Annotated in this window: 27 protein-coding genes; 21 read left to right on the top strand and 6 right to left on the bottom strand. The window is 47.2% G+C overall.

The genetic code is table 11. The annotated features are described in order from the left end of the window. Positions 1-2 precede the first annotated feature (2 nt). Together ACFFSY_RS22590 and ACFFSY_RS22585 are read right to left on the bottom strand one after the other, a co-directional pair. Positions 3-971 (bottom strand): BtrH N-terminal domain-containing protein, encoded by a 969-nt coding sequence (locus ACFFSY_RS22590; RefSeq protein WP_377498318.1) that lies wholly within the window; start codon positions 969-971, stop codon positions 3-5. 19 nt (positions 972-990) lie between these two features. Further along, positions 991-1,536 carry a PadR family transcriptional regulator gene (locus ACFFSY_RS22585; RefSeq protein ID WP_377498316.1) on the bottom strand — a complete coding sequence of 182 codons (546 nt, stop codon included), beginning with the start codon at positions 1,534-1,536 and terminating at the stop codon, positions 991-993. 242 nt (positions 1,537-1,778) lie between these two features. Between ACFFSY_RS22585 and ACFFSY_RS22580 the strand changes: the two genes are divergently transcribed. Both ACFFSY_RS22580 and ACFFSY_RS22575 read left to right on the top strand, forming a co-directional pair. Next, positions 1,779-2,294: a cupin domain-containing protein gene (locus ACFFSY_RS22580; RefSeq protein WP_377498314.1), complete on the top strand. Its 516-nt coding sequence runs from the start codon at positions 1,779-1,781 to the stop codon at positions 2,292-2,294. A gap of 277 nt (positions 2,295-2,571) precedes the next feature. Beyond that, positions 2,572-3,918, top strand: a complete 1,347-nt coding sequence (locus ACFFSY_RS22575) for an LLM class flavin-dependent oxidoreductase (protein WP_377498312.1) — start codon at positions 2,572-2,574, stop codon at positions 3,916-3,918. Positions 3,919-4,210: 292 nt separating this feature from the next. On the opposite strand, the gene ACFFSY_RS22570 is transcribed toward ACFFSY_RS22575, so the two are convergent. Then, entirely contained in the window at positions 4,211-5,260 is a 1,050-nt protein-coding gene (locus tag ACFFSY_RS22570; protein WP_377498310.1) for a DUF3231 family protein, read from the bottom strand. Positions 5,261-5,469: 209 nt separating this feature from the next. Between ACFFSY_RS22570 and ACFFSY_RS22565 the strand changes: the two genes are divergently transcribed. From ACFFSY_RS22565 to ACFFSY_RS22525, 9 genes are all read left to right on the top strand, one after another. Continuing rightward, on the top strand, positions 5,470-5,802 hold the full coding sequence (locus tag ACFFSY_RS22565) for a winged helix-turn-helix transcriptional regulator (protein WP_377498309.1): 333 nt from the start codon (positions 5,470-5,472) through the stop codon (positions 5,800-5,802). A 198-nt stretch (positions 5,803-6,000) separates the two neighbouring features. Continuing rightward, on the top strand, positions 6,001-6,744 hold the full coding sequence (locus ACFFSY_RS22560) for an NAD(P)-dependent oxidoreductase (protein ID WP_377498307.1): 744 nt from the start codon (positions 6,001-6,003) through the stop codon (positions 6,742-6,744). 4 nt (positions 6,745-6,748) lie between these two features. Further along, positions 6,749-7,201, top strand: coding sequence for a DUF2269 family protein (locus ACFFSY_RS22555; protein ID WP_377498305.1), 453 nt, complete (start codon positions 6,749-6,751; stop codon positions 7,199-7,201). A 185-nt stretch (positions 7,202-7,386) separates the two neighbouring features. Further along, positions 7,387-8,118 carry a YheC/YheD family protein gene (locus ACFFSY_RS22550; RefSeq protein WP_377498303.1) on the top strand — a complete coding sequence of 244 codons (732 nt, stop codon included), beginning with the start codon at positions 7,387-7,389 and terminating at the stop codon, positions 8,116-8,118. Between the two features lie 163 nt (positions 8,119-8,281). Continuing rightward, positions 8,282-9,151: a COG4705 family protein gene (locus tag ACFFSY_RS22545; RefSeq protein WP_377498301.1), complete on the top strand. Its 870-nt coding sequence runs from the start codon at positions 8,282-8,284 to the stop codon at positions 9,149-9,151. A 589-nt stretch (positions 9,152-9,740) separates the two neighbouring features. Continuing rightward, a complete protein-coding gene (locus ACFFSY_RS22540) occupies positions 9,741-10,415 on the top strand; it encodes a response regulator transcription factor (protein WP_377498299.1) in 675 nt (224 codons plus the stop codon). Beyond that, entirely contained in the window at positions 10,405-11,721 is a 1,317-nt protein-coding gene (locus tag ACFFSY_RS22535) for a sensor histidine kinase (RefSeq protein ID WP_377498297.1), read from the top strand. Before ACFFSY_RS22540 ends, ACFFSY_RS22535 begins: the two co-directional genes overlap by 11 nt. A 144-nt stretch (positions 11,722-11,865) precedes the next feature. Then, positions 11,866-12,291: a hypothetical protein gene (locus ACFFSY_RS22530; protein WP_377498295.1), complete on the top strand. Its 426-nt coding sequence runs from the start codon at positions 11,866-11,868 to the stop codon at positions 12,289-12,291. Position 12,292: 1 nt separating this feature from the next. Continuing rightward, a complete protein-coding gene (locus ACFFSY_RS22525) occupies positions 12,293-12,952 on the top strand; it encodes a PspA/IM30 family protein (protein ID WP_377498293.1) in 660 nt (219 codons plus the stop codon). 73 nt (positions 12,953-13,025) lie between these two features. Here the strand turns inward: ACFFSY_RS22525 and ACFFSY_RS22520 are convergent, their stop codons facing one another. Continuing rightward, positions 13,026-13,337, bottom strand: coding sequence for a hypothetical protein (locus ACFFSY_RS22520; protein WP_377498291.1), 312 nt, complete (start codon positions 13,335-13,337; stop codon positions 13,026-13,028). Positions 13,338-13,653: 316 nt separating this feature from the next. Between ACFFSY_RS22520 and ACFFSY_RS22515 the strand changes: the two genes are divergently transcribed. Both ACFFSY_RS22515 and ACFFSY_RS22510 read left to right on the top strand, forming a co-directional pair. Next, positions 13,654-13,926 (top strand): hypothetical protein, encoded by a 273-nt coding sequence (locus ACFFSY_RS22515; RefSeq protein ID WP_377498289.1) that lies wholly within the window; start codon positions 13,654-13,656, stop codon positions 13,924-13,926. A gap of 196 nt (positions 13,927-14,122) precedes the next feature. Then, positions 14,123-15,322 carry a COG4705 family protein gene (locus ACFFSY_RS22510; RefSeq protein WP_377498287.1) on the top strand — a complete coding sequence of 400 codons (1,200 nt, stop codon included), beginning with the start codon at positions 14,123-14,125 and terminating at the stop codon, positions 15,320-15,322. 156 nt (positions 15,323-15,478) lie between these two features. Here ACFFSY_RS22510 and ACFFSY_RS22505 read toward each other — a convergent pair whose 3' ends face one another. After that, positions 15,479-15,790: a hypothetical protein gene (locus ACFFSY_RS22505; RefSeq protein WP_377498285.1), complete on the bottom strand. Its 312-nt coding sequence runs from the start codon at positions 15,788-15,790 to the stop codon at positions 15,479-15,481. Between the two features lie 249 nt (positions 15,791-16,039). On the opposite strand from ACFFSY_RS22505, the gene ACFFSY_RS22500 reads away from it, so the two are divergent. The 5 genes from ACFFSY_RS22500 (at position 16,040) to ACFFSY_RS22480 (ending at position 19,582) form a co-directional block, all read left to right on the top strand. After that, positions 16,040-16,486, top strand: coding sequence for a hypothetical protein (locus ACFFSY_RS22500; protein WP_377498283.1), 447 nt, complete (start codon positions 16,040-16,042; stop codon positions 16,484-16,486). Position 16,487: 1 nt separating this feature from the next. Next, positions 16,488-16,709, top strand: a complete 222-nt coding sequence (locus tag ACFFSY_RS22495) for a PspA/IM30 family protein (protein WP_377498281.1) — start codon at positions 16,488-16,490, stop codon at positions 16,707-16,709. A 36-nt stretch (positions 16,710-16,745) separates the two neighbouring features. Further along, positions 16,746-17,189 carry a PspA/IM30 family protein gene (locus ACFFSY_RS22490; RefSeq protein ID WP_377498279.1) on the top strand — a complete coding sequence of 148 codons (444 nt, stop codon included), beginning with the start codon at positions 16,746-16,748 and terminating at the stop codon, positions 17,187-17,189. Positions 17,190-17,417: 228 nt separating this feature from the next. Beyond that, a complete protein-coding gene (locus ACFFSY_RS22485; protein WP_377498277.1) occupies positions 17,418-18,896 on the top strand; it encodes a sensor histidine kinase in 1,479 nt (492 codons plus the stop codon). Beyond that, positions 18,893-19,582 carry a response regulator transcription factor gene (locus ACFFSY_RS22480; protein WP_377498275.1) on the top strand — a complete coding sequence of 230 codons (690 nt, stop codon included), beginning with the start codon at positions 18,893-18,895 and terminating at the stop codon, positions 19,580-19,582. Before ACFFSY_RS22485 ends, ACFFSY_RS22480 begins: the two co-directional genes overlap by 4 nt. Positions 19,583-19,965: 383 nt before the next feature. Here the strand turns inward: ACFFSY_RS22480 and ACFFSY_RS22475 are convergent, their stop codons facing one another. Next, on the bottom strand, positions 19,966-20,640 hold the full coding sequence (locus ACFFSY_RS22475; RefSeq protein ID WP_377498273.1) for a phosphatase PAP2 family protein: 675 nt from the start codon (positions 20,638-20,640) through the stop codon (positions 19,966-19,968). Positions 20,641-20,802: 162 nt separating this feature from the next. Here ACFFSY_RS22475 and ACFFSY_RS22470 point away from each other — a divergent pair, with 162 nt between their 5' ends. The 3 genes from ACFFSY_RS22470 to ACFFSY_RS22460 all read left to right on the top strand — a co-directional run bounded on the left by ACFFSY_RS22470 (position 20,803) and on the right by ACFFSY_RS22460 (position 23,800). After that, positions 20,803-21,675, top strand: a complete 873-nt coding sequence (locus tag ACFFSY_RS22470; RefSeq protein WP_377498271.1) for an alkaline phosphatase family protein — start codon at positions 20,803-20,805, stop codon at positions 21,673-21,675. Between the two features lie 181 nt (positions 21,676-21,856). Then, positions 21,857-22,471 (top strand): undecaprenyl-diphosphatase, encoded by a 615-nt coding sequence (locus ACFFSY_RS22465; RefSeq protein ID WP_377498269.1) that lies wholly within the window; start codon positions 21,857-21,859, stop codon positions 22,469-22,471. Between the two features lie 27 nt (positions 22,472-22,498). Further along, entirely contained in the window at positions 22,499-23,800 is a 1,302-nt protein-coding gene (locus ACFFSY_RS22460; protein ID WP_377498267.1) for a bifunctional DedA family/phosphatase PAP2 family protein, read from the top strand. Positions 23,801-23,851: the final 51 nt, after the last annotated feature.

The following is a 23,851-nucleotide window of genomic DNA, read 5'->3' as shown; positions in this document are numbered from 1 at the left end:
AGCTATAACAACAATTCCATGGCCGTGCGTTCTTGCTCCGCAATCTCGAGCAGCAGCTTTGATGCGTGCTGCAGCTCCTCGAGGCTGCCTGTTCTGCCCGCACGGTCGATTGAAGCAGAGACATCAACCCATAATGGAGCGATTTCCGTAAACAAACGGCAGGCTCGTTCGATTTTCGGGTCACCCAGCTGCTCGAGGCATTCATTCAAGAAATCCCGGTACAAATTCCGAAACAACGCTCCGCCGGTTCCCGCCCGTTCCATCAGCAAGGCGATCAGGCATAGATCATGTTCGAAATTGTGGATGCGGGAGGGCCATTTCAGGATTTCGCTGCTCATCTTGACGATGCCTTTATTCCCGATATTGCGGATTGGCGGGTTCAAATAGTCTCGTGCATTGTTGGTCAAGGCAGCTCGCAAGGCTGGAACAAGCGGGGGTAAGGCGTCGATCCGTTCGAGCGTGAAAGAACGGTTCCGCGAACTCATAGGGCCCTTAGCATTTCTGGCCGAACTCAGGCTTGTTAAGCGCGTCTCGACCAGACCGCCCTGCTGGTTAGTGTCGGCCATGTAGGCATATTCGTCATTATAGCCGTATACGACCGCATAGTGACCGGCAAAGTGAACCTTGTTGGTGAAATAGTCCAAGTAATAGGAATCCAATTTCAATCCGACCGGTATGCCGCGGTCGAGGCAGTGCCGCACGTTATGCCAGGCTTTGTCGACCGACGACGTTTCTTGAATGTTGAAGGTCAGCCCCAGTCTGCTTGCAAGGTTGGCTGTCAATTGATCGGGTTTGACCCTTCCGCCGATGAAAGGAAAATCCAATCCTTTCGAGTCCCAATAAATGAATCCAAGTCCTTGCCCCAATCCGAACAGCATCGGTTCCGAAAGACGGACGCCTTCAACTTGCAGTAAATTGCCTATGGCGGTTGTCTCACAATGTTCACCTTGGTAAGGGATGAAACCGTCCATTATACTTCCCATATTCCTCTCACTCCCCCAATAATTCGTTAATAAGATTGGAAACAAACGTACGTTCACTTTCGATTAGGAAGAGCGGATGCAGGAACAGCGCCCTTACATGCAGCGGTAATTGAACGCCTTGCGATTCATACTTCATCCGTACTTCCGTTGAAGCCGTGCTAAGAAAATCCAACCTTGCCTGTAAAGCAGCGACGGCCTCGTCTTTCTCGATTAGAGGCAACGCGGCCAGGCCAAGATCGAAGCGGATGTCACGCTCCCTTGTTGAAGACAGACTGTCAACAATCTCATGCTTCAGTCTGATCTGACCGGTATCGGTTAGGGCGAACGGGGTTGAAGCAGGTCCCTTACCGGATTTTCTGTCGGATTCACTGGAGACGATCCATCCTTTGTTGCTTAATTTCTTCAGTCCTGCATAAATGGAAGTCGTGCCGATATTCGCCCATCCCCGATAACCACGTTGTTCGACCAGCTTCATCAAATCGTACCCCGAAGCATGCCGGCATTCCGCGACCAATTGAAGCAGTATAAATTCGACGTTCGAAATGGGATGCATCCAAAAGTCTCCTCCACGAAGTATTTCACATATGTAATATAACACTAGTGAAATATAAAAGGAAATACCCGAATGGAGAACGAAGTATATTTTTCTCAAGCATCCCGCTTGATCCAGCCATACAAGCAGCGGCAATCCTGAGAAGAATGGGCACACCAGTTAGGTGATTGCCTATTTTTCAATCCTTTATTGGGCTGCTGCATAGGATGGAGGTAAGCTGACAACTTGAAGGGAGAATGAAGATGTACCCAGGTTCGAATTCTTATGATTATCGGTACAGCTGGAATAACTACTGGCATCAGTATTACGATTGGAACAACGCAAATTGGTATTTGCACAACCGCAATCTTGAATTGAAGGATTACGGATTGAGACCATTAGTCATTAATTTAGAGCAAGCCGCTAAGCAAAATAACAATTATCGGACCACGTTATGGACAGGTAAACACTTTCAAATGACCGTCATGAGTATAAATGTCGGGGACGATATCGGGTTGGAGGTTCATCCTACAACCGATCAATATATACGTATTGAAGAAGGTCAGGGACTTGTCCAAATGGGAGACAGTAAGGACCGGCTCGATTTCCAGGCCATGGCCAGCAAGGACTATGCCATCATTGTACCGGCTGGCACGTGGCACAATGTCACGAACACGGGTCATACGCCCCTCAAAGTGTCCGTCATCTATGCACCTCCCGCGCACCCGTTCGGTACCATCCATCATACAAAAGCAGATGCCGCGAAGGCTGAAAAGTAACCTGGAACAATTTCAGTGACAAGATCATTGTTGCTCAAAAGTCGCGTAGCTGCGGCTTTTTTTGTTCCGCTTTTGACATCCAGAAAACATTGACATTTCCATTAAACATGATAATATATTCCCATTGGTATAGTGGGTATTTAACCATTGGCTGACCGATCAACCGGAAGCTCAGCGGACAATTGACGTTACGACGTCATTGTCGCTGAGCTTTCTTCGTTCAACGATGCCGGGTGGTCCGGATGTATGCGCAATTTAGAAACGAGGAGTGGTATCGATGGCAAACAAACAAATGAAGCTCGGCGCCTTCTTTAACCTGCCGGGACATCACGTGGCCAGCTGGAGGCATCCGCTGACTGCGGCCGACCGCACCTTGGACCTGGCTTACCTGCAGGAGCTCGCGCAGCTCGCCGAGCGTGGCAAATTCGATATGATCTTCTTCGCCGACGTGCTTGGGCTACGACCTTCGGGCAATCAGTCTGCTTCTGCCATCAAACTGGATCCGCTGATCATTCTATCGGCGATCGCATCCGTTACGCGCCACATCGGGCTGACGGCGACATTGACGACGACGTACAACGAGCCTTACCAAGTCGCGCGCAAGTTCGCGGCGATCGATCATTTGTCCGGCGGACGGGCAGCATGGAACGTGGTGACCTCCGCCAACGATAAGGAATCGCAGCTGTTCGGCAAGTCGAAGCACCTCGAGCACGCGCGCCGCTATGAGCGAGCCGAGGAATTCGTCGAAGTCGTCAAGAAGCTATGGCTATCGGTCGAACGTGAGGCGCTTGTCCTTGATAAGGAGAAGGGCAAGATTCTGGACGTCGAGAAGCTGCACCCGTTGGACCACGCGGGAGAGTGGTTCAAGGTACAGGGTCTCTTGGATGCGCCTTCGACGCCGCAGGGACATCCCGTCATCGTGCAAGCAGGTTCTTCGGAGCCGGGGAAGGAGCTGGCGGCGAAGACGGCGGAAGTCATCTTCACCGCTTGGCAGACGTTGGAGGAAGCCCAGACCTTCTATCGGGACGTGAAGGGGCGCCTCGCGAAGTACGGCCGCAAGCCGGATGATCTGAAGATTATGCCTGGCGTCTTCATCACCGTGGCAAGAACGGAAGCGGAAGCGATCGCCAAGCGAAAGGAGCTAAACAGCTACATTCTGCCCGAGGTCGGCCTGGAGTACTTATCGAACTTCGTCGGCACGGATCTAAGAGGCTATGATGTCGATGCGCCGTTACCGGCGTTCGCGGAGACGGAAGACAAGACGAACCCGCAAATTCGGTCGAACCTGATCCGGGCGCTGGCGGAGCGCGAGGGGCTAAAGACGATTCGCGAAGTTTATGAGCAAATCGCAGGGGCGCGCGGACACCGCGAGATCGTCGGCACGCCGGCGCAGATCGCCGATCAGCTGGAGGAGTGGTTCCTGAATGATGCTGCGGACGGCTTCAACATCATGCCGCCGACGTTCCCGGAGGGACTTCGAGACGTTGTCGAGCTCGTCATTCCCGAATTGCAGCGTCGGGGCCTCTTCCGGACGGAATACGAGAGCGATACGCTGCGCGGGAATCTGGGTTTGTCCGTGCCCGTCCATCCGGACCGCAAGCAAGTGCAGTCGGCTCATTTGTAATCGCGCCAACACCATTTCTTGTAGGCAGGAGAACTACGCGAACGAGTTCAACCCGTACGCCGAATAATCGGATTGTGAGGAAGGCGGCCGTATCCTGATGAACGAAGGAGACCGGTCGCCTTCATTTAAGTTTAAAGGTCGCGCAGCTGCGGCTTTTTTATTTACACGAAATAAGTTCTTGTCCAAGGTAGGACAAGAACTTATTTCATTTGCAGTATGCCTAATACTTCTGGCCGAGCATGCCCTGTAGCGGGTCCGATTGCCGCTAGCATGCAGCGGCTGGCCCGGCTGTTTACGACTTGGCCAAAGCTTCCCGGTCCGCGGCTTGGGGCGGCTGTTCCAGCCAACCGTGTTCAATCATAACGTTGGCGCCATCCTCTACGTAGTTGCCGACCTCAAGCATGAACCGCCCATACTTGGCGGCCACGTCATGCCTGGCGCTCATCGATAAGGCATTGCCATAAGCTCTGATTCTCACCGTAAACATATCCATCTTGTGGAACATCATCAATTTATCCGAGAACGGCGCTTGCGTCGTATTCAGAACGAGCGGATCGAGCGCCGGCGGCGCGGACAAGAAATCCTCTTGGAGAATCTTCGTGAATACGTTATAGTGCTTGGACGCGATTCCGATTCCTCGGAGAAAATAGTCCCGGACCTCCTTTAATTGCGCGGCTTGGCTGAATGCGAGCAGCACGGCTTTGCTGGTCGCGTTATTTTCGGTATTGTCATAAAGATGCGTAATCTCCAGTGCCTGAAGCGGCCGGATGTCGCCGAAGAAGCCGTTCAGATAGCCCTGCTTCTTAATGAAATCGATCTCGGTCGGATACGGGATAAAGGCTGGCTTCGTCAGAAGGCCTTTCTTGATTAACATAATATTGACCGTATTCATTAACTCGACGGTTAAGTGGGCGCATTCCGTAAAGAAGGCGCGGATATCGGATCGCGTTACGAGCGGGACGGCAATCGCATATACGCCAAGACCCGCTTTCCCAAGGTATTTCAAATAATGCAAGTAGAACTCGTCGGCGAACAGCGGAGGGGCGTCCATGTTGACGTCCTCATCCGTGAACCCTTTTGGAATCGGATAATTTTCTTTCGTATAGACGTCTCTAATGAATGCCGCGAACTGTTTGGAAAGACCCAGCGCATGCTTCACGACGTCCTTAATATCGGGGTCTTCCGCATGTTTCACCATGTGGCTCAGAACGCAGATGGACATCGTATTTCCGACATACGTCGCCCAAAGCTTACCTTGTTCAGCCGATGTTAGCTTCTGATCCGTGCCGCTCTGCTCATCATGAAACAACGGGATTTTTTCGATTAGTTTGGTGAACGACATCTGCAAGTTCCCTTCTTCCATCCATTTACTGACTATGTTTTGTAACACGCGGTTTGTTTATTCTTTGCAATGACAAGCTGCACAAGGTCCAAAGCTCAAGTAGACTACGACGTGCCAAAAAAACCTAACGATTGACTTGATCTTGGGGCTATCGTAATATGTTAATTTTAGGCAATGCACTTCCTTCCACGTAAGGGGATGATTGATTTATGATTCATCAGCTTGAATGCCCAGTTGAGACGCTCATTCATGTGCTAAGCGGCAAATGGAAGCCCTTGATCTTATGGCATTTGATGGAATCCAAGAAGAGATTCAACGATCTGGAAAAACTTATCCCTGATGCGTCACAAAAAATGCTTGCACAACATCTCCGGGATTTGGAAAGGGAAGGCATCATCGATCGAACGGTCTACCCGACTGTCCCGCCAAAAGTGGAATATTCGCTTAGTGAATACGGCAGCACCTTGATTCCTGTAGCAAAAGTCATGTGTGCGTGGGGAGAAAATCATAATAAGCGGAAATATGAAGAGTCTGCGTCATGAAGCGGACTCAATGAACGTCGAACACGAATACGATCGAATAAGAACAAAAGCTGCCACGGGATTGCGGGCAGCTTTTGTTTTGTCATGCTTACTTTTAAGTAAGCCCCCTACTTTAAAGTGGGTTCTTAACAGCAGCTTGATGCGATGCTAAGCTTGATCTAACCAAATATTGGGCCCATAAAAGAGGAGGAACGAAAAATGAAAATGGTTGTTTTTGGAGCTACGGGGAATACAGGGAAAAGAGTATTGGCACAAGGGATTCAAATGGGGCATGAAATGACCGCATTCGTGCGAAATTCGGAGAAGCTCTATGATCAACTCGGCAAGCATTCCGCCATGCGGGTGAAAGTGATCGTGGGCGATATGATGGATCCGGTGAGCGTCGGCGAGGCGCTCGCGCATCAAGACGCCGCTATTATTGCAGCTGGCCACGCGGGCCAGGGAGAAGAGTTCGTTCGTCTCGTCGATCATATTATAAGCCAATGTGAATCCCAATCTAGTTTCGCTGGGCGTGTATGGATCATGGGAGGCGCGGGTCTGTTGGATATCCCATACACAGATCTGATCGGCAACAATTTACCCGGCTTTCCACCGGAGTATCAAAATCACAACCGGAATTTCGAAAGGCTGCGGCAGTCTGAGCTCGATTGGTCCATTATGTGTCCGGGAACCATGACGGAGTCGAGCGAGCATCCCGACCCGGTTCAGCTGCATGTAACAACCGAAATCTTGCCAGTTCCGATTCCGGAGACGATCAAGACGTATTCCGAGGTACAGATAGCCGGTCACTTGTTCAGCCGACTTCAAGAATTGAATGTGGCTTATGACGATGTCGCAAGATGTATGTTGGACCATCTTGAGCTTGGGGGAGCGTTCAAAAGAAAAAGGGTCGGGCTAGCATATCCAAGCAATAGTCCGGTGCGTTTAGGAGAAGGGGGATAATGGGGTGTTTGGATTACTGCTCGTCTTTCATATCATGGCTGCGATCGCCATTATCGGTTCCGCTTTCGCGGCGCCTTTCATTCGAAGATCCGCTAGAACCATCGGCCAGCTGCAATTTGCTTTGGGTATCACGGCCAAGCTTGCCATCCTACTCAAAATTGATGGAACCGTCCTTATAGTAACCGGGGTATGGCTTATGCTCCTAACCAAGATGGGTTTATCCCAAATATGGCTGAATGTATCCATCTTGTTATCACTGCTCATAGTCGTCATGATCGACGGATGGATCGAGCCGCGTATAAAAAAAACCGTTAAGGTTATATCCGAAAGTCAAGACCGCGGTAATGAAATACCCGTCGAGTTCGGATTGCTGTTAAAAAGGATCACACCCATCGAAACGTCGGCACAGCTGCTAATGATTGCCACACTGGTGCTTATGGTCGTCAAACCGTTTTAAACAATTGCAACACCCTTACTCGGCGTTCTCGAGAAGGGTGTTTGTTGTGTATTCGTTCATTACGATAGTCAATTCCTGCCCACATGTATAGCAGTCTAGCAATTTGCTCCTTGTCATTGAATACCATAACTTAGCTCATCACTGCACCAGAGGTATTAGGGTCATGGAAAGAGGAGGAAGGGCTAATGTCTAAGTTTATCGGAAGCAAATGGAAGAAGACCATCGCCATTCAGAAGGATGTGCGTGTGGCTCGCAGCATTCCAGAGACCGTTCTTATGACCAAGGAGAGTTTGGGCAGACTACTGAACCGATATGGGATGGTCTATATCAAGCCAGTACATGGCTCCTTTGGCAGTGGCGTGATGCGGGTTGATAAGGTGAAGTCAACCTACAGATACCAGCTCGGCCGGAAAATAAAGAACTATTCCGCAATTGGCCCGATGTATGCAGCCATCCTGAAGGACACGAAACAGAAGCGGTATTTGGTCCAGCGCGGAATCCATCTTCTTCCCTTTAACGGGAGGCCGTTTGACCTGCGGGTCATGGTTCAGCTTTCGCCGAAGAAGCAGTGGGAAACAACCGGTATTATTGGACGGATCGCAGCGAAGGGGAAGATTGTAACCAATTACCACAATGGAGGGGAGGTCGTGACAGCTGAGCGTCTCCTCGCACCGCATACCCAACAGGTTCAGGAGAAGCTGCAATCACTTGCGAAGCTCGGCGTAATCACCGGCCAAGCGATGCGCCAATCATTCCCGCAAGTCTATAAGATCGGGCTTGATATTGCAATGGAGGCCGGCTTGAAACCATGGATTCTTGAAGTGAATACGAACCCGGACCCCTATATTTTCCTCAAGCATCCGGATCGCAGGATCTTCCGGAAAATCCGCAGCTATGAACGGGCAAATAAACAGTAAACGAACATACAAGCTTAAAAAGCCGCTCAACTGCGGCTTTTTTTGTTATGCGTACAGTCGAATATACGAAATAAGAAATCCTTAAGAATTGGTTCACAAGGTTTTTATATCTGTTCCTTATGATTCATGAAGATCAACCTGAAGCGAAAGGGGACTAATCGAAATGGCAGATTTGAAGAAGATCGCCCAATCATCCGTAGACAAAATACCGCAATTGACCTTGTTATTCTGGATCATGAAGATTACCGCGACAACACTTGGCGAAACCGGCTCAGATTTAATCACGGTACCGGGCTCCGAGGATAATTACTTAACACCATTTTTATTTTTTATCGGGATCTTCGTCGTGTTCTTGGCGGTTCAGCTATTTGTTAAAACGTACGTACCCCCGGTATATTGGATGGTTATCACATCAACCAGCCTTGCCGGGACAGCGTTCTCTGATTATATGGACCGTTCCTTGGGGCTGGGCTATATGAAAGGGGCGGCATTGTTAGTCGGTCTGTTGGCGCTGATCTTCTTATTTTGGTATTTTACAGAGCCATCCTTAGATGTGAAGCATATTGCAACGAAACGGGTCGAGGTTCTATATTGGGTCGCGATCCTGGTGTCCAACACGCTTGGGACGGCAGCGGGTGATTTCCTTTCTCATGATTCGGAAGGCGTTGGCAAGCTGGCTGGCGGCGGCAGCTTCCTGGAGCAGGGGCTCGGTCTTACGATTGCTCAAGGTGCGCTGCTAACGGGAGGACTCATTGTACTCGTCCTACTCGCGTATTGGTTTACGAAAATCAGCCGCGTCGTCCTGTTCTGGTTAGCCTTTGTACTGACCCGTCCTTTCGGAGCGACATTCGGAGATTACTTGATCAAACCTCATGAAAAGGGAGGATTAGGCTTGCAGAATGGGACGGAAATTGCTTCTGCGATTCTGCTCAGCATCCTGATTGTCTGTATCCTTATTCAATATGTCGTGAAACGCAAAAAGGCAGATACGGTTCAACCTAACGGTTTCGCACAAGATGGGCTCAGGCAATAACCTCAAGGCAGCTAATCATGCGCGATGAAACGGACGATTCTTCACAAGACCGGATGAAGAGGGTGATGTCGAGTGAAAAAGAAGCTGGGTGGTCAATACCCGCTTCTATGGCTTCTAGCCATTTTTTTAATCAGAATATTATATTCCCTGCAAATCATGCAAGACCGGCTGTTCATGTGTTATCGACGCAGTTGGACATAGCAACGCCGTTCGTGCCGTTCTTCTCCCTCTTCTTATCAGTCGGTATCCCTTCTTATTCCCGGCTTATTATCGGACTCTCGGCGCGTTATGATCCCTGTATATAGTATGCCAGTCCGGTGTTCGTCTTTAAAGTATTGGACAAATACCGCACCTTGCTGCAGACAGTCAGAGTTGAGCAGTCTTGGTCGCGCAGCCTTGTTCCTCGCGTGCTTCGATCAAAACGCAATAAAGTGTAACCAAACCCTTTCACATCAGTGGAAGGGTTTTTCATAAGAAGACGCAATCTTGCGTTCATCCACGGACTTTTGACTGAAAGTGATACATTTACTGTATTTTTAATTAGTTGTGGTATCCTAACCGTATTAAACAATCGGCGGTGAAATATAAGGTGAACATCCTTCTTGCTGAAGATGATAAGAAACTGGGCAAATTAATGAAATACGTACTGGAGAAGAGAGGCGGGTTCCACGTAGAATGGGTAGAAAATGGCCAAGATGCGTTTGATTATGCTCAAAGCACAGCCTATGATGTGTTGATTTTGGACTGGATGATGCCAATCAAGGATGGAATTGAAGTATGCAAGAGCTTGCGAGCCATGGATTATGCCCAGGCGATTCTTTTGTTAACCGCAAAAGATACGTTACAAGATAAAATACTCGGCTTGGATGCAGGTGCTGATGACTATCTAACGAAGCCATTTGAGATGGAGGAATTACTTGCACGTCTACGTTCGCTGACGAGGCGTAACTTTGCCCCCATCCATTCCGAAACCCTCGCATTTAGGGAGTTTACGTTCAATCGGACATCACGAAAATTGATGAGAGGGGAGGAAGAAGTTCTCCTCAGTCAACGAGAATATCAGCTGCTCGACTTACTTCTTCAGAACATCGGCAATGTGCTGACTAGGGAAGTCATCTTGGATCGTGTTTGGGGGGTTGGAAGTGAAGTATCCTATAAGAACGTGGATGTTACGGTTAAAATGCTCCGTGACAAATTGGAAGCATGGCAAGGAGGGCCGATTATCCAGAGCGTTAGGGGGGTGGGCTATCGTTTTGACGCGTGAGCGCGTGAAACAGGGAGATTTGTTCGTTAAGACACGACGAAAATTAACGGTCACATACACATGGCTGATCATCCTCTTCCTGGTCATATTCTCTCTAATTGTTTCCGTATTTTTTGTAGGAATGGCTTATCGGGAACAACGACAAACGCTGCATTCCACCATATACGCATCAGACAATGGGAGCGTTGAGATTCCCGATTTAACAGGCACTTCGGTGGAGGATCTTTATTTTTATTATATTGTTGACCATCAAGGAAACGTCCTATCAAGGAGCGAGGCTATTCCTCAAAATGCTGACTTGAATCTGGAAAAGATTGAGGCATGGCATCCGAATCGGGAATCTTATCGGCTGGTCTGGCTTGATGTACCCCATAGCCATCATGAATGGAAGAGAACGATGGAGAGGGACAGGTTGCTGTATATAGGGGCACGCCCATATGTAACGCAAGACGGGAAGGAAGCCACGATCTATGCGGCCAAAGATGTAACCTTTTATTTAGATGTATATCAAGATCTTCTTGTTATCCTTCTTTGCATTCTTGCATTATTTCTTATCGCTTCGATTTGGTTAAGTTACTCCATGTCCAAGAAAGCCATGATTCCGATCCAACAATCGTATCGGCAGCAGCAGCAGTTTCTAGCCGACGCTTCACATGAGCTTCGCACGCCGTTAAGTATCATGAATACCTCTTTGGATGTGATCGAAATCGAGAATGGAGAAGATTTCACTTCCTATACGAAGGAAGTGATGTCGGATATGAGGGAAGAAGTGGGACGGATGAGCCGGATGGTTCAACATTTACTTCTGCTCGCTCGATCTGATTCGGGAACCGTCCAATTTGATATGCTACCATTTGATTTGGTTTCGAAGATCGGTCAATGGTTAATCGCCATTGAAGCTGTCGCGCAGAATAGAAAAATAAACATCAGCGTTCAAATGCCCGAGGAACTCGAGGTTGTTGGAGATATGGAGCGGATTAAGCAGCTCGTGTACATCCTGTTGGATAATGCAATCAAGTTCACACCCGACAACGGGACGGTCGAAATTACAATTGTGCCTCACGTAAAGCAGTGGTGTCTTATGGTCAAGGATACGGGGATCGGGATTCCAGAGGAGGATCAAGGGAGAATATTTGACCGGTTCTATCGCGTCGAGAAGCATCGATCACGTGATGAAGGCAGCGCTGGACTCGGGTTATCGATTGCGAAGTGGATTGTTGAAGCCCATCAGGGATCTATTGAGGTTGAGAGTGTATTGAATGAGGGAAGTACCTTTATCGTTAAGATTCCATATGATTTGTTATAGACATTCACGAAGTGGCGGCGTCCTTTCTCTGACATCTGGAGGAAGGCGTTTTTTTTATTCATTTACTGTACTTTTACTTTTCGGGCGTATAGTGAAACCCATCAAGGAGCTAAACGAAACAGAAGTAGAAAGGACAGATGAAGAATGAGAAAGAGGAAGTCATGGTTCAAGAAAGCCATGGTCCTGACTGTGATCGCAGCTGTTATTGGAGGCGGCGTGTATGCAGCGTCTGAGATGGACAATGAGCACGAAAAACAAGGGTTTGATCCTACAAAACAGACGGCCCAGCAGTTTGTTTCCGAACACAATAAGGATGCTTCCAACGGAGAGAACGGTCATCACGAGAAAGGAGATCGTGGAGAAGAAGGCCATCATGAAGAAGGATGGGATGAAGCTGGAATAGCCGCAGGCGTAGGAGGTATTCTTCTCGGAGCTGGATTTTTGTACTGGATCATCAAAAGAAAAAAGCGTTCGAACGCAGCAGGGCATGTTGCCGTATCCATCCCATCCACGACTGAATTCCTAGATCAATGGGAGACCAATCAAATGAACTCGAAGGAGACAAAATAATATGGGAATCTTAAAACGTGTGAAACAATTCTTCCTGGCAGAAACGAATGGCCTCTTGGACAAATGTGAGCAGCCACTCCACATGGTTAATCAATATCTTCGCGAGTTCAATCAAGAATTAGCGAAGGGACAGAAGGCACTGGCAAATCAATTGTTTATAGAGAAGAGACAAGCTGCTCTTATTGAAGAGACAGAAGCTGCAATCGAAAAAAGAAATCGTCAGGCTAAACTGGCTGTTAAACAGGGGGATGACCATGTTGCGAAGCTGGCGCTGCAAGAGAAGCTTATGCAGGAGAAAAAGCTGACTGCCTACCAGGCACAATTCGAAACCATACAGGGACAGACGAAAACATTAACGGAGAAAATTGACCAGCTGCTTGTGCAGTCGGAAGAATATAACCATCGCCGGTTGCTACTCGCATCACGGGTCAATGTCGCAAGCTCCCTGAAGGACATGAATCAAACCGTGGTGTCATTCCAAACCGAAAATATTGCGAAAGGATTCGCACGCGCGGAAGAAAAGGTGCTCTTGATTGAAGCTGAATTAGAGGCCATGACGCATTTCTCTTCTACAACTAAGCGCACAGCACCGCAATATCTAGATCCCAACCTTACAAGTGAGATCGAGCAAGCACTGAGTGAACTGAAACAACAAGAATAGCCATAGCAATGAAAGGCACCTCAGATGAGGTGCCTTTCATGTTACTTCATGTCCGTAAGTTCAGGAGAATTCATCAGTTGGCGTTTTTCTTGAGCTGTTTTTGCAGTTGGTTAATTTGCTGCTTCATTTCCTCCATTTGCTTCTGCATTTCTTGTTGCTGACGTTGTTGTTCTTGCTTTTCCATATCCGACTGCATTTGGTCTTGCTTAGCTTGTTCAAATGCAAGAGTTTGACCAAAAGTCGTAATAACATCCCCGGTTGTTATAAGCAGCTGTCCAAAGAACTGTAAGACATCCGGAAGGTTACTTCCGTTTGCCGCAGACATTCCGCCTGTATCTTTTTGCTGCTTGTTATTGTTTCTAATTTTAATGACCTTGTTACCCATGAATATCCCCTCGACTCAACTAAACTCCAGTCAATCTTCATATTCATTTTATGCGGGAGAGGAACAGTGGGTAACGGCCCAGCATGTATTTTCAGCTACCAGTGCCACCTTTACGATGCTGCCGTAACGGGCAAGCTGTTAGATCGCCAACCACCAGCTTAGGCAGGCACGGTTATGGGATTTAATGGGCGGTGTAACCACCGGGCTCTGCACTCATACAATGAAGCATAACTAGGCAAAGCCAATATACATTGCCCCTACTTGTTGTTGGGTTAAGTCAAATCGAGGTGTTTGTCTAACTTAAGGAGGTGGGTTTGTGAATAGAATACATGATCAATTCAAAGAAGATTCAAGTATGGCAAATAATGAGAATTTGTCCGCGAAGCTCGCTCTTATTGCAGGCGCGATTTTGACGTTTGGCGACTTCCTTACTACGGTTGCTGCGGGACTTGCTTTGGAAGAAGCCGAAATTAATGAGAATGAGGAACAGCGGGTAAATATTCAACGAGAGAAAAAATTAGTAAATATGCAAAAGAAGATCGATGATTTAACGCATCAAATTAACGTGATATCCCAACAAAAGGGTTAGTTTTTATTTATAGGCAAGATCCAGCGTCTTTCTCGGTGTTTTAGAGAAGGGCGTTTTTTGATCGAGCACGTGCAAACACGGGCAATAGTCAGTTAATTACCACTTGAGTTAAGAGATCCTTAAGGATCAGTTCACAGGTTGTTTACTATTTTCCTTTATTGTAGTGGGAGCGCTACAATAAAGGGGAGTTTTAATTATGAACCAGAATAATTCGAAGCAATGGCTTAGCAAAGTTCCGGAAGTAACCATTTTCTTCTGGATCATTAAGGTGCTTTGTACGACGGTTGGTGAAACATTCGCTGATTATCTCAATTTCAATCTTGGTCTCGGCTTAACATTGACAACCACGCTAATGGGGCTTGCTTTCTGTGGAGTGTTGTTACTTCAATTCAGAGCAACCCAATATACTCCGGGAATATACTGGCTGACCGTAGTGCTGATCAGTGTGTTTGGCACCCTGGTAACCGATAATTTGACCGATAATATCGGTGTACCGTTAGAGGCAAGTACGATTGTTTTTGCCGTGCTTCTAGGCTTAACGTTCCTGGCTTGGCACTATAGCGAAAAAACGCTCTCGATTCATTCGATTTACACACGGAAAAGGGAGGCCTTCTATTGGCTGACCATTTTATTCACGTTTGCGCTTGGTACAGCAGTTGGGGATCTGTATTCGGAGCAGCTGGGTCTGGGGTATTTGAACACAGGATTATCGGTCATTCTTATTGTCGTCTTGGTTTACGCGGGGTGGAAATTTGTCAGGCTGGATAGTGTACTAGCCTTTTGGGTTGTGTATATTCTCACTCGTCCGCTTGGGGCCTCGTTAGGGGATTACCTGTCTCAACCGAAAAGCAGTGGTGCGCTTGGTCTTGGGACAACAATTACAAGTGTGATTTTTCTTGCAGCTATATTTTCGATCATCGTACTTCTGACCGTAACCAGACTCGATGTATCCGTTAAGAACGAACTAGCAGCAGTCGATCAGGTTCGTGGGAACAAGAAACAAGTTATTCGTCAGACCTATGCAGTTATGGGGATATTCCTTGTAATTGGAGTTGGGGGATATATCGGCTTAGATCATCATATTTCTGCGCAAATGGATACGCAACAAACAACATTTGCAGAACAATTGGGGGACTTCATTCAGATTGAACAAGATATGCTGCATGAGGTGAACGCTGATAATTTTGCCACATTGAAGACAAAAGCCGATGAACTCGAGCACCAATGGGATATCAATGAGCCTAAGCTTCGAAAAATGAATGGCGCCGCTTGGACCCGAATTGACGGCTCGATAGATGTTGTACTGGCAGCCGCACGATCAGGGAGCATTAACGTTAGCAAATCCAAAGCCGCTATTAACGATTCCCTTTCGATTATGAATAACGAAAAACTTTAATCGCACATCGGAATCGCTCAACGAGCCAATAGGACGTTGAACCGTTGCGATCGCCTGATACTTCTTCGCACGAATGACCATCCGGAAGAGACATCTGGGTGGTCTATTTTCATTGACGGATGACTTCGTTTGAATTGCGCAGTTCTTGCCAATTGATCAGTTGCTGTTTTTCTTGAGCTGTCTTTGCAATTGGTTAATTTGTTGCTTCATTTCCTCAATTTGCTTCTGCATTTCTTGTTGCTGAAGTTGTTGTTCTTGTTTTTCCTTATCAGACTGCATTTGGTCTTGTTTGGCTTGTTCAAATGCAAGAGCTTGACCAAAAGTCGTAATAACATCCCCGGTTGTTACAAGCAGCTGTCCAAAGAATTGTATAATATCCGGAAGGTTATTCCCGCTTGCCGCAGACATACCGCCTGGATCTTTTTGCTGCTTATCATTGTTTCGAATCTTAATAACCTTGTTACCCATGAATATCCCCTCGACTCACCTAAAACTCAAGTCAATCTTCATATTCATTTTATGCGAGGGAAGCACATTAGGTAACGGCCCAACATGTATTTTCAGCTACAAGTACCACACGATCAGGTTGTTTTAGTTTTCTACACCGATATTCGGAATCTTCGCTTCATTTTTAATTTATTTACTGTACTTTTACTTTTCAACAGTAAAGTGGAACACGTGAAAGAGATAATCGAATCCATGAAAGGACGATGAAGGATGAGAATCAGAAAGTCATGGTTCAAAATAACACTTATCCTCGCAGTGATCGTTGCAGTAGTCGGATGTGGCGTGTACGCAGTATCGGTTATGGATGATGAACATGGTGAGCAGCAGCAGGCATACGATCACACATATAAAGTGACTGAGCAGAATGCTTCACATAGCGGGGAACATGGCTCAAATGGGGAGGACCGCCATTATTTCGAAAGTGAAGACCAAGCCGAAGCCGGTCACCATGGTCATCATGAAGATGGTTGGGATGCAGCAATGGCCGCAAGTATAGGCGGAACGATTCTGGGGGCGGGAGTCATTTACTGGATCATGAGAAGAAAAAATCGTTCAAACTGGACGTTAGCAGGACATGCCGCCGTTATGATGCCAACCACATCCGAATTTTTGGACAAATGGGAAACTGATCAAACCAACGCAAAAGTGACAAACTAAAATGGGAATCTTTAAACGTGTGAAACAGTTATTTTTGGCAGAAACAAATGGTCTCCTGGACAAATGCGAACAGCCACTCCACATGGTTAATCAATTACTTCGCGAGTTTAATCAAGAGCTAGCGAAGGGAAAGGAGCTACTAGCGAATCAATTGTTCATTGAAAAGAGACAAGCTGCTCTTATTGCTGAGACGGAAGCTTCAATCGAAAAAAGAAACCGTTAGGCTAAACTGGCTGTTAAACAAGGTGATGACCATGTAGTGAAGCTCGCGCTGCAAGAGAAGCTTATGCAAGAGAAAAAGCTGGCTGCCTACCAGGTACAGTTCGAAACCATACAAGAGCAGACGAAGACATTAACGGAGAAAATTGACCAACTGCTTGTGCAATCCGAAGAATATAACCACCGCCGGCTGCTGCTCACATCACGGGTCAATGTCGCAATCTCCCTGAAAGACATGAATCAAACCGTTATAACAGTCCAAACGGCGAATATTGCGAAGGGATTCGCACGTGCGGAAGAACAAGCATTCCTGATCGAAGCAGAACTAGAAGCCAGCACATACTTCGCTTCAACATCCAAGCGCTCAGCACCGCAATTTATTGATCCGAATCTTTCTAGTGAGATCGACAATGCGCTTGATGAACTAAAAGCAGCAGGATCAGAAGGATCAGCAATAGATGCACATTTGGAGGGCATCCCTTAAGGGGTGCCTTTCCATTTGAAGGACCGAGCTTAAGATTGTTAAGAAGATTTTAATCCGTCGTTGATATTACTTTCATATCTTTCATTTAGAGTAAGAATAACGAAGCATCATGTGCTTCTATTAATAGGGGTTTAAGTGAAATTGCAAAATGATTAGAACGAATTGGGATTGCAAAAGATAAAATGCGGATCACGTCAAGAAAAGTTAGAAAGGAGGAAAATGCGTAACATGTCCATTCGGTTGAAATTATTGCTTTCTTATGCAGCTATGCTGATCGTTCCACTCCTGTCGATCATACTGATTTCACTGATGATGGTTATTTATTTCCGCGGTGACCTTCAGAGTATGAAGGGGATCTACGAATCAACGGAGGATATGTTCGACAATGAAGGTATTGAGCATATTAGCAAGGAATTGAACCGGACGATTGAACAGCGGCCAAGAGTTATTCAAGACCCTGCCTATCTTCATGAAATTGACACCGATCTCCAACCGTTGGCATCTTCGCTCGTTATTCGATTGAAGGATCGGCTAATTTACCAATCAGACGTCCTAAATGCAGCACCGGCACTCATCCGTAACTTACCTGCCTACAACGATCACGACATCTGGGATCGATTCCCCTCTACAAAGTTTGGGAATTCCTTTTATAGTTTTGTACAATTGGATTTTCTGTCTGCGGACAAAGAGCCTGGTTCTGTCTTCGTTATTACGAAGATCAATCCAATCACCTATTATACAAGGAAGTTCTTTCCGATATTATTTGTTTCGCTCATTCTGACCATGATTGTAACCCATGTACTGTTAACCTACTTCATGTCCAAGCACATTATCCGGCCGCTTGTAGCGCTGAGACGAGCAGTCGGCGAAATGAAAGAAGGCAACTTAGAATACGGTATTGAGGTTAGCAGTAAAGATGAAATAGGGCAGCTGGGTATTGCATTCGAAGAAATGCGGTTAAAGTTGCGTGAATCTATTCAAGTGCAGCAGCAATATGAGGAGAACCGCAAGGAGCTCATATCGAATATTTCACATGATCTCAAAACGCCTATCACAGCGATAAAAGGCTATGTGGATGGTATTATGGATGGCATCGCTGACACGCCTGAGAGAAATATAAAATACATGAAGACCATTGCGAAGAAAGCGGAAGAGATGGATTACTTGATCAATGAATTGTTTCTATACGCCAAGCTCGATCTGAATCGGCTGCCTTTTATGTTCGAATCCGTTAACTTCAAGCAATTTATACTTGACTGGTCAGAGGACCTGAAGTTTGAACTGGAGAAAGTGGGAATCTCGTTTCATTCGAATGTACAGATCGATTCGCATGTACAAGTATCGATGGATCGCGATCATTTCAACCGGGTTCTGAACAACATTATTCAAAATAGCATGAAATATATGGACAAGACGGCCAAAAAAATTGAACTAACAGCATACTGTGCCAATGAATCCGCCGTTCTTGAAATAACGGACAATGGGCAAGGTATAGAAAAAAGTGAGTTATCCTCGATTTTTGAGCGTTTCTATCGAACAGATGAGTCGCGGAATTCGAAGACCGGTGGAAGCGGACTTGGCCTTGCTATCGCCAAACAAATCATGGAAGGCCACGAGGGGTCAATTGAGGCTCTGAGCGATCTCTCAATAGGTACCACAATCAAGCTCACTATTCCCATAAATAAGAAAGGGCCAGATGAACCATGAAGACGATACTGCTTATTGAAGACGAACTGAGTATAGCGGAGCTGCAGCGTGATTACTTAGAGATTGCAGGCTACAGGGTAGAAATGGCACATGATGGCGAATTGGGGCTTCAAACCGCGCTTACCGGGAACTATGATCTCATTATCCTCGATTTGATGCTGCCCAAAATGAACGGGTTCGAGGTCTGCAAGAAGATCCGCGAGAAGATGAACATCCCGATCCTCCTGGTAACCGCGAAAACGGAGGATATCGATATTATCCGCGGCTTAGGAATTGGAGCGGATGATTATATAACGAAACCATTCAAACCAGGGGAGCTTGTGGCCCGAGTGAAAGCGCACTTGTCGAGGTATGAACGTTTACTGGGGGCGAAGGAAACGCCTAATGAGATCGAAATTCGGGGTATGCGTATCGATCAAGATACGCGTAAAGTTTTTGTACATGAGGAAGAAATTATCTTGACGACCAAAGAGTTTGATTTACTTTATTTTCTGGCCAGTCATCCCAACCATGTTTTCAGTAAGGATCACTTATTTAATAAGATTTGGGGGATCGACGCAATAGGGGACACACAGACTGTCACTGTCCATATCCGAAAGATACGGGAGAAGATCGAGCAGAACCCGGCTGAACCCACTTATGTCGAGACAATATGGGGGGCGGGTTACCGGTTCAAAGGGTACTAACAGGCCTTGCTATAAAGTTTGAATTAGAGGGTGGGGAAAACGGGTGTGACTTTCCGAATATGTTCACTTTGGGTTATAAGAATGATCCTATTGGTGTTGGTACTATCCTTCACTTATAGTTATGGGCATGAAATGGTTGTCAATCGCAATTGGACGGGTCTACTCATTGTTAGCATTATAGCAGCAGTTGAGTTTCTTCTCTATCTCCAAATTGATAATCTTATATCCGTACATTTGATAGATCAAAAGAAGAAGGTTTATTTAAGACGAAAGCTGGAGGAGTGATTTAATTGACTTAGAAGCTCCGTCATTTGCCATTGTCATGCATAGCTCTTCATATGCTGACCTCTTCAGGGCGGGGAGCGTCTGATAAGCAAGTACGTCTAGCCATGCGCCAATCTCTTGGACCGCTGTTCGGACTCCCAGCGTTCTTCCAAGAAGTGCTGGTAGACCGCGATCGTAATCAATAACCAGGCGCCACTTGCTAAATACCCGCCTATCACATCACTGGGGTAATGAACGCCCAAGTAGATCCGGCTTGCGCCAATCAAGAGGACGAGGGCGGTGCCCGTGATAATCATAAGCGCACGCGATACGGGGCCTTGCACATGTTTCCATAGAAAGAAGGTAGTCAGCCCGTATAAGGTGAACGCCGACATGGAGTGTCCGCTAGGGAAACTAAATCCGTTTGCCTCAATGAGGCGGTGCACGATGGGTCGGGCACGATGAAACAGGAGCTTTAAGACCGAGTTGAAAAGCGCGGAGCCGACGATGATGCTGACAAACACGATCAATTCCTTCCGGTGCCCCAAGTAGGTTAACAATGCGACGATACCTAATGTAATAATGGCAACAGGCCAGCCTGAGCCAATCATTGTAAAAAAGATCATCACCTTCGTTAAAGAAGCAGATTCAACGCTCCCCATTCCCTTCGTAATCTGGGTATCAAAGGAGGTAATCCGGTGCTCGCCAATTAGAATGGCGATGACGATGAAGCCGCACATGCATAAGCCGGATGCGATCACGGATCGAAGCAGGACATTCTTATAGAAATTCATGTTGTCGTCATTCTCCTTCAATTCCTAAATTAAAGATTGGCATATGGCAATAATTAACGTCTTAAATTACGCTTAACATGGCCCCGGACGTATTGTGCCGGTACTCCAGGGAACTTATACTGAAGCAGCATATGCTACATGAACAAGAAGTGAGGGTATAAGATGCGATACAAGTTTGCGCTCCCATTTTCAATCGTCCTGTTTGGGCTTATCTCCATGTCTTCCGTCACAGGTGCATCGATTCAAGCAGCAGGCTCTGGAAGCCAGCGATCGATCACGCAACAACCTGACCATATTGTAATCGTTGTGGAAGAAAATCATTCCTATAAGGAAATTAAGGGGAACGCTTCCGCTCCTTATATGAATCAACTGTTCGATTCCGGTGCGAGCTTGACGAATCATTATGCGACCCGTCATCCAAGCCAGCCGAATTATTTGGATCTGTTCTCCGGCTCTGAACAAGGCGTCAAGGGCGACGGCGTCCCCAAGACCAAATTCAGCACCGATAATTTAGGGGCTGAATTAATACGGCATGGGTACACCTTTGCGGGCTATTCGGAAGGGCTGCCTAGAACCGGCTATAATGGCCCATATGATCTGAAGACAGGCTATGCTCGCAAACATAATCCGTGGGTCAACTTCACGAACGTGCCTTCTTCACTGAATAAGCCATTCACGGATTTTCCGAGCGATTACAGCAAGCTGCCTACAGTCTCCTTCGTCATTCCGAACCTTGCGCACGATATTCATGACGGTACGATTAAAGAAGCTGATCAGTGGCTTCAAACCAATCTGGGCCGCTATGTCAAGTGGGCCAAGTCCCATAACAGCATGCTCATCCTGACCTGGGATGAAGATGATCTAAGCGCCAAGAACAAAATTCCAACGGTATTGGTCGGTCCAATGATGAAGAATACGACCGTTACGCAGCGGACCACGCATTATTCCGTCCTTCGCACGATTGAAGAGCTCTATGGGCTTGAATATGCGGGACAGAGCAAATATGCGAAGAGTTTGCCTGTGTTCAAGGCATAGACTTGAAGGGAAATCTTTGACTTTCGAAAACTGTAGGATCAGTCTTACAACGATAAGAGGAGCTTTGCGCATCTAGGCGTAAAGCTCCTCTTTTTTCCTTTTTTCGAGAATGAACAATTTCAAGCTATCGGCTGTCTTTTCTATCGTACACACAACAACCAACAGAAAGAGGTACAAGACAATGCTGAATCTCGACTATAAGTGGTTCCAACTCATAAACGGCTTTGCAGGGCACTCCGCTCTTTGGGACGGCATCATGAAGTTCTTAACAAACGATGGAGAGTATTTCTTCTTCTTGGGAATACTTTTATACTGGTTTACCCGCACCAATTCCAATCGCCGTATGGTGATTGAAGCACTCGTTTCCGCTTGTGCTGCATTAGGGGGCTCAGTAATTTTGAGCCGCTTGTTCGATCGCGATCGTCCGTTTGTAGACCATCATGTACATCTTCTTATCCAGCATGCCGCCAACGCTTCTTTCCCAAGTGATCACGCAACCGCAGCGTTCGTTGTGGCAACCGCCATTTGGCGCAGTAGACGTAAGGAAGGCTGGGGATGGTTAACGCTTGCAGCCGGTATCGCGATTTCCCGGGTATGGACAGGTGTCCACTATCCGCTGGATATCCTATCCGGAGCAGCAATCGGCTCGGCTGCAGCAATTATCATTCACGTCGGGATTTCAAAATCTCATACGGTACAGAAAGTTATAACGGGCGCAATTGAGATGTATGAACGAATGGAAGACAAAATTTGGCGAGTAGGGCGCAACCAAAAAGGCAAGACCGTCAAAGGATAAATCGGTACATCCGGGAGGAGATCAACCTTGGATTTCTTGACCAACCTTCTCGAGCATTATGGGTATGGGATCATTTTAATATTCTTGCTCCTCGAAATGCTGGCGCTGCCGCTGCCCGGTGAAATGATGATGGGCTACATTGGCCTCTTCGTCTATGAACAAAAGCTGAACTGGTTGTTCAGCATTGGCTCCGCCAGCTTGGGCGTGATCCTTGGCGTGACGCTTTCTTATTGGATCGGCTATCGCCTGGGAAGGCCTTTTATTGTGCGCTACGGCAAAGCGATTCATTTTACGGAGGAGCGGCTGGACAGCATGTCCCGCTGGTTTGATAAGCATGGAGACAAACTGCTCTTCATCGCTTATTTTATCCCTGGCGTACGTCACATTACCGGTTATTTCTGTGGGGTTACACGTATGCCGTTCCGACGTTACGCGATATTTGCTTACACGGGCGCTGTCTTCTGGGCCGGCTTGTTCATCTCCTTGGGGAAGCTGCTTGGTCCCAAATGGGAACCCTATCATGCGACCGTAAACCGGTATATGATCATCTTTGGTCTCGCATCGGCCTTGTTAGCTGCTGTTATCTATATCTATCGGAAGTACAAACGGCAAGTGAGCGAGGCGATCATGCAGCTGCTGACAGAAGGGGTGCGCCACTTTCATTCATTCGGCAAGGTTAGGTTCATGCTGCTGGCTGCCTTCGCAGGCTTCGTTCTATTTTCCTCGCTGATGATCGGCGTCATTCAAGACTATTTGGCCCATGAATTCGGGCAGTTCGACGAGATCGCGGCCTATCTGGTTGCCGCTATATTCGGTCCAGGGTGGAGTGGATGGATGCATGCTTTCGCGAAGCTCGGCACGATGTACCTGTATGGACCCGTGATTGCTTTGACGGTGGTCTGGATCGTGCTGCATAGCAAGGAGCGCCAGCTGGATCTGTTCTTCCTGATATGGGTAGTTGCAGGAGGAGAAATCATGGATGAAGCCTTGCGCTCGCTGTTCCATCGACCTGGACCTGTCGCGGCTGAGTATCAGCTGTTCAATACATTCCCCAGTGAGGAGACGCTCATTTCATTTGCGATATGTGGATTTTCGGCCTTTCTCCTGCTGCGTCACTATCCGTCCGCCTGGATCCGGATACCGATTATATTGGGTGCTATAACCATTTGCCTGCTGATCGGCATTAGCCGGATATATTTTACGGCTCAATATCCGAGTGACGTGTTCGCAGGATATGTATTCGGCGGTGTTTGGGTCAGCTTGAATGTTATGCTACTGGAGATTCTCCGGAAGTTTCGAACTCTTGACAGAACCGTTGCGCAGGGGTAGGGAGGAATATCGAACGGATGACTCGAGGATGGGGCGTCAACAAGCGGAGGG

Source organism: Paenibacillus aurantiacus, from assembly GCF_042431225.1.
GTDB classification, from domain to species: Bacteria; Bacillota; Bacilli; order Paenibacillales; family Paenibacillaceae; genus Paenibacillus_Z; species Paenibacillus_Z aurantiacus.
This window is presented reverse-complemented; position numbering and strand designations above follow the sequence as displayed.

Bases quoted from the DNA above. Each gene is read 5' to 3' on its own strand.
- ACFFSY_RS22590 (WP_377498318.1), bottom strand. From the start codon at position 971: ATGGACGGTTTCATCCCTTACCAAGGTGAACATTGTGAGACAACCGCC.
- ACFFSY_RS22585 (WP_377498316.1), bottom strand. From the start codon at position 1,536: ATGCATCCCATTTCGAACGTCGAATTTATACTGCTTCAATTGGTCGCG.
- ACFFSY_RS22580 (WP_377498314.1), top strand. From the start codon at position 1,779: ATGTACCCAGGTTCGAATTCTTATGATTATCGGTACAGCTGGAATAAC.
- ACFFSY_RS22575 (WP_377498312.1), top strand. From the start codon at position 2,572: ATGGCAAACAAACAAATGAAGCTCGGCGCCTTCTTTAACCTGCCGGGA.
- ACFFSY_RS22570 (WP_377498310.1), bottom strand. From the start codon at position 5,260: ATGTCGTTCACCAAACTAATCGAAAAAATCCCGTTGTTTCATGATGAG.
- ACFFSY_RS22565 (WP_377498309.1), top strand. From the start codon at position 5,470: ATGATTCATCAGCTTGAATGCCCAGTTGAGACGCTCATTCATGTGCTA.
- ACFFSY_RS22560 (WP_377498307.1), top strand. From the start codon at position 6,001: ATGAAAATGGTTGTTTTTGGAGCTACGGGGAATACAGGGAAAAGAGTA.
- ACFFSY_RS22550 (WP_377498303.1), top strand. From the start codon at position 7,387: ATGTCTAAGTTTATCGGAAGCAAATGGAAGAAGACCATCGCCATTCAG.
- ACFFSY_RS22545 (WP_377498301.1), top strand. From the start codon at position 8,282: ATGGCAGATTTGAAGAAGATCGCCCAATCATCCGTAGACAAAATACCG.
- ACFFSY_RS22530 (WP_377498295.1), top strand. From the start codon at position 11,866: ATGAGAAAGAGGAAGTCATGGTTCAAGAAAGCCATGGTCCTGACTGTG.
- ACFFSY_RS22525 (WP_377498293.1), top strand. From the start codon at position 12,293: ATGGGAATCTTAAAACGTGTGAAACAATTCTTCCTGGCAGAAACGAAT.
- ACFFSY_RS22520 (WP_377498291.1), bottom strand. From the start codon at position 13,337: ATGGGTAACAAGGTCATTAAAATTAGAAACAATAACAAGCAGCAAAAA.
- ACFFSY_RS22510 (WP_377498287.1), top strand. From the start codon at position 14,123: ATGAACCAGAATAATTCGAAGCAATGGCTTAGCAAAGTTCCGGAAGTA.
- ACFFSY_RS22505 (WP_377498285.1), bottom strand. From the start codon at position 15,790: ATGGGTAACAAGGTTATTAAGATTCGAAACAATGATAAGCAGCAAAAA.
- ACFFSY_RS22500 (WP_377498283.1), top strand. From the start codon at position 16,040: ATGAGAATCAGAAAGTCATGGTTCAAAATAACACTTATCCTCGCAGTG.
- ACFFSY_RS22495 (WP_377498281.1), top strand. From the start codon at position 16,488: ATGGGAATCTTTAAACGTGTGAAACAGTTATTTTTGGCAGAAACAAAT.
- ACFFSY_RS22485 (WP_377498277.1), top strand. From the start codon at position 17,418: ATGTCCATTCGGTTGAAATTATTGCTTTCTTATGCAGCTATGCTGATC.
- ACFFSY_RS22480 (WP_377498275.1), top strand. From the start codon at position 18,893: ATGAAGACGATACTGCTTATTGAAGACGAACTGAGTATAGCGGAGCTG.
- ACFFSY_RS22475 (WP_377498273.1), bottom strand. From the start codon at position 20,640: ATGAATTTCTATAAGAATGTCCTGCTTCGATCCGTGATCGCATCCGGC.
- ACFFSY_RS22470 (WP_377498271.1), top strand. From the start codon at position 20,803: ATGCGATACAAGTTTGCGCTCCCATTTTCAATCGTCCTGTTTGGGCTT.
- ACFFSY_RS22465 (WP_377498269.1), top strand. From the start codon at position 21,857: ATGCTGAATCTCGACTATAAGTGGTTCCAACTCATAAACGGCTTTGCA.